The organism is Pseudomonadota bacterium (assembly GCA_027624715.1).
In the GTDB taxonomy this organism is placed as follows: domain Bacteria; phylum Pseudomonadota; class Gammaproteobacteria; order Burkholderiales; family Eutrophovitaceae; genus Eutrophovita.
The window spans coordinates 1-15,805 of the sequence record JAQBTV010000019.1; the positions used below are offsets into that span (position 1 = coordinate 1).

General features: G+C 44.3%; 16 protein-coding genes. 7 read left to right on the forward strand and 9 right to left on the reverse strand.

The genetic code is table 11. The annotated features are described in order from the left end of the window. Positions 1 to 136: 136 nt before the first annotated feature. Positions 137 to 439 carry a hypothetical protein gene (locus O3A65_08355; protein MDA1332472.1) on the reverse strand — a complete coding sequence of 101 codons (303 nt, stop codon included), beginning with the start codon at positions 437 to 439 and terminating at the stop codon, positions 137 to 139. 187 nt (positions 440 to 626) lie between these two features. Here O3A65_08355 and mnmD point away from each other — a divergent pair, with 187 nt between their 5' ends. From mnmD to O3A65_08370, 3 genes are read left to right on the forward strand one after another with little or no spacing between them, the layout of a single operon-like run. Continuing rightward, on the forward strand, positions 627 to 2,438 hold the full coding sequence (mnmD, locus tag O3A65_08360) for a tRNA (5-methylaminomethyl-2-thiouridine)(34)-methyltransferase MnmD (GenBank protein MDA1332473.1): 1,812 nt from the start codon (positions 627 to 629) through the stop codon (positions 2,436 to 2,438). 28 nt (positions 2,439 to 2,466) lie between these two features. Then, entirely contained in the window at positions 2,467 to 3,057 is a 591-nt protein-coding gene (locus O3A65_08365; protein ID MDA1332474.1) for an NAD(P)H-dependent oxidoreductase, read from the forward strand. A gap of 18 nt (positions 3,058 to 3,075) precedes the next feature. Next, positions 3,076 to 3,480 carry a hypothetical protein gene (locus O3A65_08370; GenBank protein ID MDA1332475.1) on the forward strand — a complete coding sequence of 135 codons (405 nt, stop codon included), beginning with the start codon at positions 3,076 to 3,078 and terminating at the stop codon, positions 3,478 to 3,480. A 40-nt stretch (positions 3,481 to 3,520) separates the two neighbouring features. Here O3A65_08370 and O3A65_08375 read toward each other — a convergent pair whose 3' ends face one another. Continuing rightward, positions 3,521 to 4,024 carry a cupin domain-containing protein gene (locus tag O3A65_08375; GenBank protein MDA1332476.1) on the reverse strand — a complete coding sequence of 168 codons (504 nt, stop codon included), beginning with the start codon at positions 4,022 to 4,024 and terminating at the stop codon, positions 3,521 to 3,523. A 477-nt stretch (positions 4,025 to 4,501) separates the two neighbouring features. Here O3A65_08375 and O3A65_08380 point away from each other — a divergent pair, with 477 nt between their 5' ends. Beyond that, on the forward strand, positions 4,502 to 6,175 hold the full coding sequence (locus tag O3A65_08380) for a U32 family peptidase (protein MDA1332477.1): 1,674 nt from the start codon (positions 4,502 to 4,504) through the stop codon (positions 6,173 to 6,175). 17 nt (positions 6,176 to 6,192) lie between these two features. On the opposite strand, the gene O3A65_08385 is transcribed toward O3A65_08380, so the two are convergent. The 3 genes from O3A65_08385 to O3A65_08395 all read right to left on the reverse strand — a co-directional run bounded on the left by O3A65_08385 (position 6,193) and on the right by O3A65_08395 (position 8,884). Further along, a complete protein-coding gene (locus tag O3A65_08385; GenBank protein ID MDA1332478.1) occupies positions 6,193 to 7,053 on the reverse strand; it encodes an SUMF1/EgtB/PvdO family nonheme iron enzyme in 861 nt (286 codons plus the stop codon). Positions 7,054 to 7,242: 189 nt separating this feature from the next. Further along, positions 7,243 to 7,911 carry a TorF family putative porin gene (locus tag O3A65_08390; protein ID MDA1332479.1) on the reverse strand — a complete coding sequence of 223 codons (669 nt, stop codon included), beginning with the start codon at positions 7,909 to 7,911 and terminating at the stop codon, positions 7,243 to 7,245. Between the two features lie 184 nt (positions 7,912 to 8,095). Continuing rightward, positions 8,096 to 8,884 (reverse strand): 2OG-Fe dioxygenase family protein, encoded by a 789-nt coding sequence (locus O3A65_08395; protein ID MDA1332480.1) that lies wholly within the window; start codon positions 8,882 to 8,884, stop codon positions 8,096 to 8,098. A gap of 371 nt (positions 8,885 to 9,255) precedes the next feature. Here O3A65_08395 and O3A65_08400 point away from each other — a divergent pair, with 371 nt between their 5' ends. Continuing rightward, positions 9,256 to 9,909: a peroxiredoxin gene (locus tag O3A65_08400; GenBank protein MDA1332481.1), complete on the forward strand. Its 654-nt coding sequence runs from the start codon at positions 9,256 to 9,258 to the stop codon at positions 9,907 to 9,909. 97 nt (positions 9,910 to 10,006) lie between these two features. Further along, positions 10,007 to 10,960, forward strand: a complete 954-nt coding sequence (locus tag O3A65_08405) for a succinylglutamate desuccinylase/aspartoacylase family protein (GenBank protein ID MDA1332482.1) — start codon at positions 10,007 to 10,009, stop codon at positions 10,958 to 10,960. Positions 10,961 to 11,014: 54 nt separating this feature from the next. Here the strand turns inward: O3A65_08405 and O3A65_08410 are convergent, their stop codons facing one another. From O3A65_08410 to O3A65_08425, 4 genes are all read right to left on the reverse strand, one after another. Next, a complete protein-coding gene (locus tag O3A65_08410) occupies positions 11,015 to 12,190 on the reverse strand; it encodes a glycosyltransferase (GenBank protein MDA1332483.1) in 1,176 nt (391 codons plus the stop codon). Positions 12,191 to 12,721: 531 nt separating this feature from the next. Beyond that, on the reverse strand, positions 12,722 to 12,919 hold the full coding sequence (locus O3A65_08415; protein MDA1332484.1) for a hypothetical protein: 198 nt from the start codon (positions 12,917 to 12,919) through the stop codon (positions 12,722 to 12,724). A gap of 262 nt (positions 12,920 to 13,181) precedes the next feature. Beyond that, positions 13,182 to 13,817: a fasciclin domain-containing protein gene (locus O3A65_08420; protein MDA1332485.1), complete on the reverse strand. Its 636-nt coding sequence runs from the start codon at positions 13,815 to 13,817 to the stop codon at positions 13,182 to 13,184. A gap of 480 nt (positions 13,818 to 14,297) precedes the next feature. Next, a complete protein-coding gene (locus tag O3A65_08425; protein MDA1332486.1) occupies positions 14,298 to 14,675 on the reverse strand; it encodes a DUF2784 domain-containing protein in 378 nt (125 codons plus the stop codon). Positions 14,676 to 14,857: 182 nt separating this feature from the next. On the opposite strand from O3A65_08425, the gene O3A65_08430 reads away from it, so the two are divergent. Next, a complete protein-coding gene (locus O3A65_08430) occupies positions 14,858 to 15,472 on the forward strand; it encodes a class I SAM-dependent methyltransferase (GenBank protein ID MDA1332487.1) in 615 nt (204 codons plus the stop codon). The last annotated feature ends 333 nt before the right edge of the window (positions 15,473 to 15,805 follow it).

Here is a 15,805-nt window from a genome sequence, read left to right on the forward strand (position 1 = left end):
ACCCCATCGTCTAGAGGCCTAGGACACTGCCCTTTCACGGCGGCGACAGGGGTTCGAATCCCCTTGGGGTCGCCAAAAACAAAAAGGCTTAGCATTTTGCTAAGCCTTTTTGTTTGCGATATTCATCGATCCTATACTACTCAATCGGAACAATAGTCCTAATTGTTAAAGTCACTTGTTTCACGTGATGTGCATCACCAGGCTTTATCGAGCCAGTTACCGAAATATTTGTCCCAATCAATTTATTAAATATTAATACCGATTCATCCTCATTAAACTTAAGAAATACAAATTTAATGTTTGGTATAGAGGGGCAATGGGTAATCTCTGTATTTTCTAATATTGTGAGGTCAGCTTGTAAACGCAGTAACGGTATTTGTGTATCAGTACTGATGAGTCCTTCCCCCACGAGTGTGACTTCATTTAGGCAAGTAGTCACGACCGGTTCATATGGATACTTTGGAGTCATCGCATAGACACTAAAAACTATGGTTGAGAGACAGTACATTAAAAGAGGCTTTACTAACTTTGTCATATCAGATTCAACGAGGTGTTCATAGCTATCGGTTATTCGGTTTAAACTGAGAGCTAACATTATCGCCTAAACTAAAAAAACAATTCAATTGATGAAACGTGCTTCGTGGCCAGTCTCCATTGTGCCGGCAAATTATGAGATCCGAGACGGGGTTATGTATTCCCGTGATTACGATGATGTGTATTTCTCAAAGTCTGGTGGTCTAGCAGAAAAGCAATATGTTTTTGTTGAGGCGAACCATCTATCTGAGAGGTTCCGTCACGAGCATAAAATCACGATACTTGAATTTGGATTTGGCCTTGGTTTGAACTTGTTGGCAACTCTGGACGCTCATGCAGTCTTTGCCAATGATTGCGTATTGGATTACATAGCATTTGAAAAACATCCGTTTGATAAGGATTCGCTTCGACAGTGTTTGCATGCAGTCATTGGTGACCATGCGCATGCGGATATACTCATCAATAACTTACCACCGGTCATGTCGGGCTTTCATCGCATTCGGTTATATCCAAAGGTGATACTCACTCTTATTTATGGTGATGCGGTGTCTACTATCAATGAGCTCGATGCATCGGTGGATGTGTTTTACCTAGACGGTTTTTCCCCTCGGAAAAATGATGATCTATGGACGGCGGGATTACTTTTCAGTTTAAGGCGTCTTGCCGCTGAGGGGGCAACATTCAGCACCTACAGCAGCGCGGGTGAGGTGCGTCACGGTATGACGAATGCCGGCTTTGATATTCAAAGAAAGCAAGGATTTGGACAAAAGCGAGAAATGCTCTTTGGTATTTTTGTTCAAAACGCAAAACCGAAACGGAAAGCCTTCGATCCAGTTACGGTTATTGGAGCTGGTATTGCCGGTTGTTCTGTGGCGCTGCGCACTAGTGAGTTAGGCGTCGACACTACAATCATTGAATCATGTCAGACGATAATGGGGCAGGGTTCTAGTAACCCATTGCCACTAGTACGTCCTCCGGTATCTCTCGATTTTGGTCCGCGAGGACAATTTAGTTGGTACGCGTACTTCTATGCTGTTCAATTTTATCGATCGCTCTCACGATTGCAGGCAATTGGTTGGTCTGAAACAGGAGCAGTCCAATTACCTCAGTCCGATGCAGAGTGGAAAAAGATGTGTGACGCGATGGTGCGTCTCGATCTTGGTGAGGAGGTGCTAAGAATACTTGATTATGGTGCAGACGATATCAAGAGCTTTGGTGGGCGTGGCATCGGGATGGCTACGGCCGGTCAGTTAAGAGAGTGCCAAATTGGTTTTGCCACTTTTTTGCGTAGGCAATCTATAGAGTTATTGACAGACTCCCCTGTGTCGAGGATATCTAATCGCAATGATCACTTTGAGCTCGATATTGCGGGAGGTTCAATTGACGTGACAAGTCCTCTGGTTTTGGCAAATGCCCAGAGCATTCAACAATTATTACCTGAGGTTAAAATGAAACTACAAAGCATCCGTGGCCAAGCAACTAAGATCTCTGGCTTAAATCTATCCTTTGATGGGGCGGTATGCGGTGCTGGTTACGTCGCTGGGTTGGGTGAGGGTAGTGTATGGTCCTCTGGAACCTTTGATGTTGACAGTGATTCGATAGAATATCGTTATGAAGATAATCTGGAGAATATGCAGCGTTTAGATCGTGTTTTAGGTGCGACTCATCGTGGGGCGCAGGAAACGGTTACTGAGGCTTGGGTGGGTGTTCGATATGCCACGTACGATCGAATGCCTCATGTAGGGGTTGTAGGTCCCGGGCTATATGCACTAACAGGACTCGGGGCTAAGGGTTTTACCTGGGGGCCCTTAGCTGCGGAAGTGTTGGTGTCTGAGTTACTTGGGCTGTCTTGTCCAGTAGAGCGTAGCTTGAAGGCACGCATGAATCCGTTGAGATTCAGATGAGCGATAATGTGAGAAAAAGATTGGAAATATGATGGAAAAAAAAGATTTAAAAATATTAGGTGTATCAGGTAGTCTTCGTAAGGAGTCCTTCAACAAAAGACTTCTAGCGTTAGCGCTCAGTAGCGCAGAGCGTCATGGAGCGGTTGTGTCTGAGATAGATTTAAGTAAAACGCCTGTACCTTTTTACGATGCTGATCTAGAGGCGCGTGATGGGTTGCCGAGCGCTGTCCAAGCATTAAAGAAACAGTTCATGGATGCCGATGGGCTGATGATTGCAACGCCTGAATATAATGGCTTTTTTCCTGGAGTATTGAAAAATTGCTTGGATTGGTTATCAAGACGCAGCAGTCTTGAAGATCCGATATTGTCATCTTATGATGGAAAGGTAGCCGGACTAATGTCTGCAACCGTTGGAGGAAGTGGTGGTGTACGGTCTATGACTGCCTTAACCACTCAGTTGCAATATCTTGGTGTTATGGTTCTTCCCCGACCATTTTCGATGGCGCATGCGGGTAAAGTTTTCTCCGATAGTGGTACACTGTCACCAGAACTTCTGTCATCAATTGATGAGCTGACTTCGGCACTCATCGCGAAACTAAGAAAGCTTAAACAAGTTTAAAGGTAAATAGGTAGATCTATGCGCTCAAACTATCTGGTTTCTATGGTTTTTCTCTTACCATTTCTTGTGTCAGCAGAAGCATGGGTTGATGTGGGGGCAGATGCGGAGGCTAAGTACTACGTGGATATCGATTCAATGCGGGTTGAAGGAGAAAATATAAATGTCATTAAAAAAGGGGTCTACACACGTGTGATGTCGGACAAGTTTGAGGAAGATAAGCAGGTTGCATTTAAAATCACTAAAGCTCGTCTCGAATTAGATTGTGTGCGGGAGCTTAATCGCATTACGCAAATTGATATGGTGGATGAGGCCGGTGAAGTTGTGTGGTCTTCTGGCCACATGTCGAGACAAATGTGGTTGTCGATTAAAGACCAAGGGCATGCGCGCACTACTTTTGATTTGATTTGCAGCCAGGTCAGGTGAATTCCAAAAGGCCGGATGTTATCGACCTTTTGTGACACAACTATTTTTGATATTTTGGATCATCCTCTGGGTTAATCCATGATAAATCTGTCGGTCCATATCCAGATTCCTGGAGAATCACTTCAGTTCGTGCCCAGGCGTAATGAGGGGTATTGGCTTCTGTAATGTAGAATGCCCCTGCTTCCATGGTTTCCATGGCTTTCATATCGAATTGCTCACCACTACCGATCCAGTAAGTCCCTGTTAAAACGGTCACCGTTCGTTGATCCTTGTGTTTATGTGGGGGGAGTTTGTAGCCGGAGGGCATTTTGACACGGAAGGTGTAGGGCTCAGGTTTTTGAGGATCTCCGTGGATCACGATCAGGTGCATGCCCCATGGTGTAAAGCCATTACGCTCCCACTTGATTGTCTCTGGGTCGGCCGTTACGAGATTACCCCTCATGATCACTTTACTGCCGCCATGATGATCAGCGCTGGCCGGTTGTGTCATCAGGGTGAGTAACGCGACTATAGGTACTAGCCCTAGAACTCTCAAAAACCTCATATTTCCTCCGTTTGAGTATTAAATTTTTTTAAGAACTACTTAATTGATCTGTAATTGTTAGAGTTTAGTTTATTTTGATTTTGATCGTTCATTTGCTTGTTCGGTAAGCGTAAACCCATCGTTGAGTGGATACCATTTGGTCGGGGTTGAGCGTGTCATATTTCTGATACTTTAGGCCTGTACGGTTCATTTTATATTTAATACCTAAGATGGTGTTCTACTAAGCCTGTGTTTTTGATAGCATAAGTGGTTAAATGAGACAGTGTTGTATGTGGTCTGTAATCTATAATTATTTTGTGTGTCTTCGTGGCTTCGAGTATCGGTATGAACACATTTAAATGCTTATTGATTTTGATGTTCACTGCGCTGAGTGCGCTGTTATTACAAGCTGACGACAATTCGAGGTAAGACTGGGTCTGCGTTGTTAGCGACTAAGCGCACAATAGTTTTGTTTAATTTAGTTTCCAGGAGTTGAGTATGCAAAATGCGCCGGTACGTCGTTCAGAGCTGCTGATGCCAGCTGGTTCACTGGAACGGCTCAAAGTAGCTGTCCTATATGGAGCGGATGCCATTTATATGGGTACACCGGATATGTCTATGCGGACTAAGTCTCAGCTTACCCTTGAAGATATTAAGGAAGGGATCAGCTTCGCGCACGCACGTAATGTTCGCGTTTATTTGGCTCTGAATATCTTTACGCATAACAAAGATATTCTAAAGCTCGACGCGTATATCGATACGTTGAAAGAGGTGCGACCAGATGGGGTTATTGTCTCAGATCCTGGTGTTTTTCATTACCTTCGTGAGTACGCTCCAGAATTTAATATTCATATATCTACCCAGGCGAATGTTTGCTCCTGGATGACTGTCAAGTTCTGGAAAGACCAAGGTGCTGAACTGATTGTTATGGCACGGGAAGTGACGTTTTCTGAGCTAGAAGAGATTCGGGAAAAGTGCACGGATGTGCGTCTTGAGACATTTGTTCATGGTGCCATGTGTATGACCTATTCAGGTCGCTGTTTGCTCTCTAATTTTATGGCCGAAAGAGGTGCTAATCAGGGAAATTGTGCCAACAGTTGTCGGTGGCAATATAAGGTCCGCTTGCGCTTAAATGATGGCACGATTAAAGAACTTGAGCTCTCCGAAGAAAATATGAAGCTCTTCGAGTTTGTACTCGAGGAAGGACACCGACCAGGGGATTTAATGCCAATTGAGGAGGATGACCGCGGGTCATACATCCTCAATTCAAAGGATCTGTGTCTGATGCCGAAGCTCAATGATTACTTAAGAATTGGGGTGGATAGTCTCAAAATCGAGGGTCGTGGTAAGAGCCCTTATTACTTGGCGACCACCGCGCGCGCGTATCGTCGGGCGATTGATGATTATTATGAGGATCCAGACGTCTGGGATTATCGTCTGTATATGCGTGAACTTGAGATGACCGGTAATCGCGGTTATACGTTGGCTTTTCATGAAGGGCGCGTCACAAATTACGCACACAATTATGAAAATACGAACAGCGTTGCCGCCTGGGAATTTGGCGGCATTGTGCGCTCGGCCACAGAAGATGCATTAATCATGGAGGTTAAGAATAAACTTCGATCAGGGGATGTGCTCGAATTCATTCCACCAAACTCCAAGGATGAGCCGGTACTGCTGCGTTTGTATGAGTTCGAGGTGTTGGGTATGGACGGACCGCAAGAAGTTATTCATGGCGGCCCTGAATGCAAAATACGGATTCCTTTATCGGCATTTGATCGGGAGAGCTCAGAGGATATACTGAGAAAATTTCCGGAGTTTACAGTCGTGAGAAAAGAGTCTTTATTGACTGATGAAGAGTGGGAACGCATACGTCTTGATCAGTTGACACAGAAAATTGAGTTGGGTCGGTCTTCTCCTGAGCGCTATGGAGACGCGGTACAGCGACTAAAAAACACCATCAGTATTGAAACACTAAATAAGCGTGCCAAGACGACGAGCAAAGGGCTTCGTGGATGCTGCGGACGTGGTTGTAATGGTTGCTTGATGTTTTGGAATGACGCAAAGTATGAGACGGCACGGGCCTTAATGAAGGGTAAAAAATCAGGAGAGATGTTGACTCAGAATATGCGTGATGATGTCATTGAGGCGCGCGCTGCGATTAGGCGTTAGGTCGAATAAAAGACGTTTTATTCTGACAAGTCACGAACAACTCGAAAACCGAGATCTTCCTCGCTCGAGATGAAATGTTTAAACCGAGTTGATTCAGTTAAATAATAGGGCTCGTTGGATAACCAGGAGCTACCCCGGTACCCTCGTAGGGAGCAGTCGCCTGCGAGCCATGGTTTGCCGGTAGTTGGAAATCCACCACGACCCTGACCACCCGGGCTGGGACAATCCTCCGTCCATTCGTATGCATTGCCAATGGTGTCGTATAATCCGAACTGGTTCACTGAGAACTGTCCGACCCTGGATAGAGTGACCTGGCCATCGTCGCAAGGTAGGGTGTCGAGGCCGTAACCCAGCTCCGACTCTGCAGTTCGATCATAGACATTACCATATTTACAAACGCGTTCAGGCTCTAGATTGAAGTATCGATTCATACCCAGATCACCTCTCGCAGCATATTCCCACTCTGTATTAGAAGGGAGCCGGTAGTTGAACGCAGTTTTTTTAGACAGCCATTTTGTATATTTGATGGCCTGTTTCCAATTCACTTGTGTGACGGGGTGTTGTCCCAAGAGGGTCGTGTCAACGTCAAGACGGTCACATCCTTCGTCATCAATGCAGGCCTGCCACTGACTGTTGGTCACTTCATAGATACCCGCAGCGAATGGTTGGGAAAAAATAACCCGCCGGTACCAGCCAACATTATGACCTCGCCCCAATGCGCCTGGAGGCAGTCGTATGTCTATTTCTCCGGCGGGGATGACCGCAAGGGTAGGACACACGTCGCAATCTGAAATCAGTTCTGAGGCAGCGTTTGCATGGCTGGCTGCAAGAATCGCAGACCAGAACAATGAAGAGGCCAGTGATGAGTTTGAGGGCATAGGAGCAAAGCTTACGCTAAACGCTTAAATCCTGACAACGGTTAGTTTGCAGCCTGTCAACTCTTTTTATATGGTCTCTCGATCATAACTATATCGAGGTTAGCAATCATCGCTATGAAAAATCGGCTAGAAGCTGGATGCTTCTAGCCGACCTTCATTGAGGAGATATTATGTACTTAAGAGAGAGGCTTAGAACCCTTTAGACACGCTGAAGATCAGCGCATCGTCATCTGTAGCTGTAAGGCTATCAAAGTCCATTTCGGTCTGTGTAAGAGCGATTTCGATTGGGTAAGCCGCTAAGACTTCTTTCGATATTGTGAGTGAGTAGTAGTCCCCAGTTTTCTCATATCTACCTAGGGTATATGAGGCACTGACTCCTTTGAATTCACTACCAATGCTGAACTCTGTTGCATCATTGTCATCTGACTGAGCTCCGTAATACTTGACACCAAAGTCAACAGCGGCAACAGTGGTTCCTAGGCTAAGGTAAGCCTCTTCAAAGCTTGGGTTTGTGTTGGTTGGTGAGCCTACGCCTGGATACTGATACGTGATCATGCCTACGTCATAGCTTACGGGACCCATTTTTCCCGCAAAGCCACCGTAGACATCCACCTCTGAGGAAGCGGTACCGCCGGCAGCAGAACTCCAAACGCCTAAGTAAAGTCCAGAATCATGAGCCAAATCAAAACCACCCTGGACTGCTGGGTCGCTACGATTTTGGTCCTGTCCCCTCCAGTAATACTCGGATACCATTCCAAGGTTACCGCTTAGGTTTAAGCCGCCGCCAATATCCGCTGCAAGTGCGGCACCAGATAGTGCGGTTAGAAGTGTTGCTGTGGTTAATGCATATTTTTTCATTAGTTCTATTTCTCCAAGGTTGTGAAATTTGAGGTTCAGTGCAGCCTCACCTTGGAGTAAAGCAATTAGCGTACCAGGTTAAAATGGGACGTTTTATACGGTGGAGACTCGGTATTGGCACCAAAACAGTATGCCCTCTTTAACATACGCACTATTGCGATGCACCATTTTGTGAGGGTAATCTTTATGAGATTGTCTTGGACTGTAGCTTTTGGTTCTCAGGGGTATCATCGAGAAAACCTTCTGCCCTAAGGGTAATCACCAGTGTGTCACGCCAGCCGTCTGTGCCATTGGGCTGAATTGGTGTCGTCTCGTGGATGACTCGCCTGTCGTTGAGTATGAGAAGGCTCCATGGCTGAGACATGGTGAATCGTTGTCCATTCATGGTGTCCACTTCGAAGATATGCGTTTCACCGCCCGTCACGTTATGTCGCTCAATCAGGCATAGGGCAACCCAATCTACGCCGTCTCGATGCGCTCCCTCTGGCGTAGGCCGACCAATGCCGTCAGTCGTGTCAATACGAAATTGATGTGCCTCGCCATACCAGAATTTTGTGCCGTCAATGTGTTCAGCTACCTTGGCCAACCAAGTCAGCAATTCTTTAAAAAATTTCGAAGATAAAACGTCCGCAGTAATGGGATCGAACCATCGGTGCATGCCGCCATGAAGTGCGTTGTAGGTTGTCGGTTGCCAATGGGCCCGTTGTGGGACCACATCTACCTCAGATTGGTGAAGTTTTAGGCTCGCGTGTCGTCGCTTTCTGTATTTACCTCCGTCCTTTAGGTACTCATCTAGCGTCAGGTGGTGCCACGAGTCAGTCAGCGCTTGGAGTTCTTTTGTGGTTGTGTTAACGAGACCAAAGAGGTCACCTGGGGCAATGTACGCGTAGCCCTGTCGTCTGATGACCTCTTCCACCTGATCGATCTCAGTGAAATTGGGCTCTAGACTGAATTTATGTGGTTTGAGTTTCAAGGATAATGGCGTGTTTATGCGCAGAAGAAATCATATTATAAACTCAGCGTTTGAGCTGATTAAACCGCTCAAGAAAATGAACAGAAAATAACTTACTAAAATTACTAATTCCTCTATGAGAAACTATTTGCTACGCGCCTGCAGACTTAACTGGTGTTTGGTTAATTAATAGATTTAATATATCGGTTTAACTTGAAGCAGTTGGAGTCGTTACTAGATATTAGAAAAATACCATTATAAATATCGTCTCATGATTTACTCAGTGTAATATATGTCCTGGAAGCGAAATATGAAAACGTAGCCAGGTTATGTAGTGGCATGATAAGTGTGTATTTTGTACTAGCCCGAGAGCGATATTACAGGAGAAAAATATGAGCCTAAGAATTAACGACATAATACCTAATTTAAAAGTGGAAACTGATGAGGGTAAGACTTCATTGCATGACTTTGTGGGCGAGAGCTGGACGATACTGTTTTCACACCCGAAGGACTTTACGCCCGTATGTACTACTGAATTTGCGGCGGTTGCTCAGCTTAAGAATGAGTGGGACAAGCGCAGTACCAAAGTGATTGGTATTTCGGTAGATAGCGCAGAGGATCATCGAAATTGGAAAAAGGATATTGAAAAGGTGGGTGGTGTAAAGGCTCAGTTTCCAATCATCGCCGATGACAATCTTGCCGTATCGAAAGCGTTCGATATGTTACCTGCTGAAGCGTATATGCCAGATGGCCGAACGCCGGCTCACAGTGCCACCGTGCGCTCAGTTTTTATTATTGGACCCGATAAGCAGCTCAAGCTCACCATGACCTATCCGATGACGGTTGGTCGTAACTTTGCAGAAGTGCTTAGAGCGCTTGATGCGCTTCAGACATCTGCAACGAACGGCGTGGCAACGCCAGCTAATTGGCAAGTGGGTGATGATATTGTTATACCTGCGGCTGTCAGTGACATGGATGCTAAAGCAAAGTTTGGTAGCTTTGAGACGCTGACACCGTATCTTCGAAAAGCTAAATTACCTAATTGATATCAGGTATACCGCGCAGAGCAGAGGGTAACGCGTTGTGGAGCTTTTTATATGATGCGAACATTGAAACAAGACGAAATATTATGATGGGTGGATTATGAAGGAACTTCGTAAGCCTACCGGCTTGTCTGTATATCAGTTTGTCGGTTTACGGCCAGGACCAAAGCTAATTATTTTGGGTGCTGTGCACGGAAACGAGACCTGTGGGACGAAAGCACTCAAGCGTTTACAACAAGAGATTGAAAGTGGGGAAGTCTGTATTGAGCAAGGTGCTCTCACTATGGTGCCGATCACCAATCCACTTGCATTTCAGCTTGAACGCCGTCACGGCGACCGTAACCTGAACCGGAATATGCGTGTTAGTGACAATCCACAAGACTTTGAAGACTTCATATGTAATGTCCTTTGTCCGATGCTTGAGCAACACGATGTATTGCTTGATCTGCATTCATTTCAGGCACCTGGTATTCCATTCGCGCTAATCGGTGCTTCCAATAATACGGGTGCGTTGGAACCGATCGCGCTGGCTCAACAGGAAGAGGCAATGGCGCTGTGCTTAGGGACTGATCGTTTTGTTGAAGGTTGGCTTGAGACGTATGCTCAAGGTGTTCGGGATCGTCGAGCACGTGGGGTTGAGTCTCATGTTGATTACGGTATCGGCACCACAGAAACCATGCGACGCAAAGGCGGTATCGCGGTGACGCTTGAGTGTGGGCAGCACTCTGATGATGGAGCACCGCTGACTGCTTACAAGGCCATACGCAATACACTTGCGCACTTAGGCATGACGTCAGATGCGAAACCGATACCCGTCAAACAACCTGAGGTAATACGCCTTTACCGGGTGTTCGATCGACTTAATGCGGGGGATAGTTTCAACCGAGATTGGCTAAGTTTTGAGGCAATCGAACGAGGCGCGGTCATCGCCCATCGACAAGATGGCAGCGTGTTAACTGCCGATCAGGATGGGTGGATTGTATTTCCGAATACGAAGGCCCAGGTCAATCAGGAGTGGTTTTATTTGGCAAAATACTCTGATCGACTTAAATAATATTCTTAATATTCAAAAATACAGGAACTCGTTAAACTGAATTTACTGAATATGCTAAGACCTATGGTTTTCGGCTATTTCCCGCAGAAAATTCATTAGCTGATCAGCAATTTCTAAGGAAGAGTACTTTTGAGCAAAAAACTTACTTTCTTTTGCGTAAGTGTTTCTAAGAGGACTACTTTCGCTCATTTCAAACATGGCTAAACCTAATTCTCTGGGATTATCTTCTGTGAACGGGACGAGTCTTCCCAACGCACCATTTTGCAGTATGTCTGTGGGACCTGTTGGGCATGCCAATGAAATTATCGGGCATCCCAAGGCCATAGATTCTAGTAAACTAACCGGGAATCCTTCCTCCCGAGAGCTCATCACAAAAGCGCCTGCATTTGCCAGGTACGGGTATGGGTTGGTTTTGTAGCCAAAAAAGAAAATATTTTCCGTTAAGGATAAATCATTGCTTAGTTGAATTAATTTCTCTTTGTCTTCACCCTCGCCGATAATTACTAAAGGCCATGAGCAGCCAAGATTCCTTGCATTTTTATAGGATTTAAGTAGTAAATGAATATTTTTTTGATGAGTTAGCCTAGTAATTGATATGAAGTAGCCTCCTGCATCAATGTTGGGGGGGGTGTAGATTGTTTCTTCAGATTTTTGAATTAAACTGTTGTGATTAATAGAATTAGGCAGAACAATTAAATTATCTTTAAGGTGTGGCCATATATCGCATGCCTCTTGATGCATTTCGTCACATAACACGACAAGCTTTTGATAGTGCTTGAGGCGCTTACCTATGCGGCCTAACTTTTTGGCGCCACCATTTCTAAAACGTTTGGGTCTAAAGTGGAAAAATCCAATTTTTGGGGCTGATATTAAATGAGCAGATCTTAATAGAGAGAGATCATAGTCAACAACAATATCCGCATGATGTTGATTGATATGTTTGGCAACGAGGCTATGTATTCTCAGCAACCCGATTGAGTCGAGTAGTTTATGAAAAATAGATTTTTTTCGATTCATATGTATATTGCCCCAAAAGCTAGTTCTGGGTAAGCTGCATTCTTGTACTAGTGCGTGTGTGATCTTATCTATGAGAGGACTTAAATGATCTAACTCGTAAATTTGATGAAGCATGTATTGATGCTCAGCTTGAGGTAATTCAAGCATTAAATTTACCAAGGCATTTTCAATGCCGTGCCGGCCAAAAACACCAGTATTGAAAATTATTTTCATTTTTAAGTAACTAGCAGATCGACTAACAAAATTCAAATCAAATAAATATCATGAAATATGGAGAAGTGAGATTTGGCTGGGCAATTTGTTTAACAGCACGCTGTGGCAGAAAAATCATCCAGCAAAAGAGTTGATTATCATTTTTTGTTACAAAAAAGCTTAGAGAAAAACATTGCAAAAAGGAAATCATTCATTACTTAATGATTCTTTTACAGAATTGATTATAAGAATTGTTGGATTTAGTTGTTTCATCGAGGTTATGAAAGTTTAAATTTAATAGGCTACGCCTGTAGCAAGTTCACGAATACTTATCATCATGACTAGTTCAAATAAATCATGTAATTACGATACTAGCACCAATATGTACTATTACATTGATTCTGCGCCTACTATCATTGGGCCTGTATCGCGCTATCTGCGATGGCGGTTCTAGTTATGATTGCCGCGGCGCTATCACCTGCAATACAGTCTAAGATATATACTTATGTCTGTGATGGTGGGGCGCCTGTTCGGGCCACAAAGACACTTATGTCACATCCCGCCCGGCATTAGTAAAACGGCGAAGTATGAGTCTGCGCCGAATCTAAAATTAGCCGAGCTATAGTAGCGCGGAAGTGCAGTCCCAGTCCCAGTTCCGATTCGAATCTGCTTAGTTTGCTGTCCGATTGCGTTGACTAAGACTTTTTGACAAGAGCGGAGATCGCCAAACTTCTCATGTTGTTGTGCCATACGATCCAGTATCGGTGAAATCCAAGCTCGTCGGCTAGCTTCGCTAAATTAACGGTCTCTTCAATTGTAGTAGTCGGAGAGTAGTCTTTGATCAATGATGGATAGTTTCAGTGGGCCAAACCCATCGGTCAGTAAGTAATTCTTAAAGTTAGAAATCTTTGACTTTTTTGCTGAGTGTGGGCGTTTAGGGTGAGGGGACTCAGATGAACAACCCTCTACCCTATTTCGTTTGACTTAACGGTTTCATATAAGAATTTTAAACTCAATCAATTTGGTCCATCTCAAAGTTGTTATTTCTCACAAACGCGGATACTTCGTTTATGGTTCTCAAGCAACATGAAGTAAGTCCAAATTCCTCTTGCTGTTCTAAGCTAAGGCGATAGTCAGATGTGCTGGGTTGAACAAACATCACACATTCAATAGGAATGATCTTATTGCGCCCAACCATGATCGGCTCGCTTTGAATGATCATGTCTTTAACATACAGATTTTTTTCTTTGTCAATGTCAATTCTGATTTGGTCACCGTTAATGTTGGTCGTCATGAAGTATTCGCCTTCTTTCATGTTATTCACCGTACCAATGAAATAGTGACTTTTAATCAATTTAATCAGCGGGCCCTTATTTTCGGGGAATCTTAGTGCTGAGGTCATAGCTTGCGGCATCGTTGAAAAGGCAAAATTGGTCGGGATATATACCGTAGCGTTTATTGCCGTCTGCCCATTAAATAAGTGTTGAACCCCCGCGTTCTCAATCATCACCGCAAAAGTCGCAAATCGATCATCATTCGTGATCACATCCCACATGGTTTTTTTGTGGCCGTCAGCTAGACCCTGTTGAGGTAACATACCTATAAAAAATACGGCCGTAAGTATTAATCGAAGCGATTTAATTTTCATTTATTTCCCCTTGATTTTTTCAAGCTTTATATCCCTATAAAAAGTTAAGTTATCAGTTAAGGGCCGCATCTTATAAGGTATTTGTTTCAGGATTAAGACAATGTCAGAACTCAAATCAGTCGGCTCGATGCGATAGGTTTTGTTTGAGATCCGATTGATGAACAATGGGAGGCCGGTTTCAGAGCACTCCTAAATTTCAAAGTACGTGAAGGACATTGTCTAGTGATTTAAGGATTTTATTGAGGATGGAATGAATCTGGGCGTGTGGGCTAAAACCCAACGAGCAAAAAGAAATAAATCCCAGCTTACTGACACTCAAATCAGTCGACTCGATGCGATTGGTTTTGTTAGGGTTGTCAAACCTAGAAGATCTGAATAATTCATCTACCCATTAAAGCCATCCTCATGCCCGATTCGAATTGTTGCTCCTCAAGTTGCTGTTGAAGGATTGAATTGTGCGAAAACCCATCAGAAATATGATTAATGCTCTTTCGGGGAAATTGGGGGACAGTACCACCATAAACACATCACCCAGACAGAGCACGCCATATATAACGACAAAAAGAAACTGAGTGACAAGTCCCAGTATAACAAGCGGCTGAGATGATGAGCCACAAAAGACTCTTGAGCCTCAGTACCTCGCAGATAAGCCTCAATGGTTGTGAGTGGACAGGTCATGCCAATCACTGCCTCGGCCGCCACTAAAACCATCAACCCTGCATGCACAGTACGAAAAATCCTGTTGCGTACCCATTGCCAACCGCAAATTGCACCCACTGGAATCAGTAGCAATCCCGACGTCACAAAAGCAGCTAACGCGAAGTGAATCGCTAAAATAAGGTCTGCTAACCAAAACATTTTCGCTCCTGATAAAACAAGTTCGCTCACTCAAGATCTCACTCTTATTCGGCATCGTGCTCAGCAAAGCGAACCTCGTCTTTCGCACATAAGAAAACGAGCATCACCTATGCGTCTTCAAATAGTCCCACATATTCGTAAAAGGGCATAGAATCAAAGAAATAATTATGTGAAAGGTAATTATGAATAACAAAGAACATTGGGAGAAGGTTTACGACGCCAAGGCGCCAGATGCGGTGAGTTGGTATGCGCCGCACCTTGAGACATCATTAAATCTTATTCATCAAGCAAGCAGCAATAAGAGTGCTGCCATTATTGATATTGGCGGCGGCGAAGCCACATTAGTGGACGATCTTTTGTCTGAAGGTTATGAGGACATCAGTGTTTTGGATATTTCTCAAAAAGCAATTGATGTAGCTAGAGCTCGTATTGGCAAACAAGCGGATAGGGTTCATTGGTATTGCGCTGATATTACACGGGCATCATTGCCTCAAGGCTATTTTGATGTTTGGCACGATAGAGCCGTATTTCATTTTTTAACTGAAGAGGCTCAGCGGGTGAAGTATGTAGAGCATGCGATGCGCTCAGTAAAGCATGGTGGCTATGTCATTATGTCTACCTTTGGCCCTGAAGGCCCAGAAAAGTGTAGCGGTTTAGATGTGGTTCGCTATGACTCAGAAAATCTTCATGGGCAGTTTGGTAAGACATTCAAACTAATCAATACTTCAACAGAGCTTCATCAAACCCCAATGGGGGCTACGCAACAGTTCTTGTATTGCTTTTGTAGGATGGAATAGAGTCAGTCATCCTAGGCCCTGGTCGATTGCGCTGCAGGTTATTAATAAACATTAAAAACTATCTAAAGGCGACTTTTTATTCCCGCATTTTATCATTGGAAAATAATGCTACAACAGTTCAACAATAACTCAACAACAAGAAATAAAAATTTAGGAGATCCCCATGTTAACTATTCGTTCAGTTGTTCTTTGTCTGGTTGTGCTCGCGTTCGGTGCCAGTAATGCTGTCATTGCAGCGACCTGTGATGCTATAAACAGCGATGAAGTCGTCAAAGCAGAAGATGCACGCTACGCAGCTCAGATGGCCAATGATTTTCCTGCCATGGAAAAACT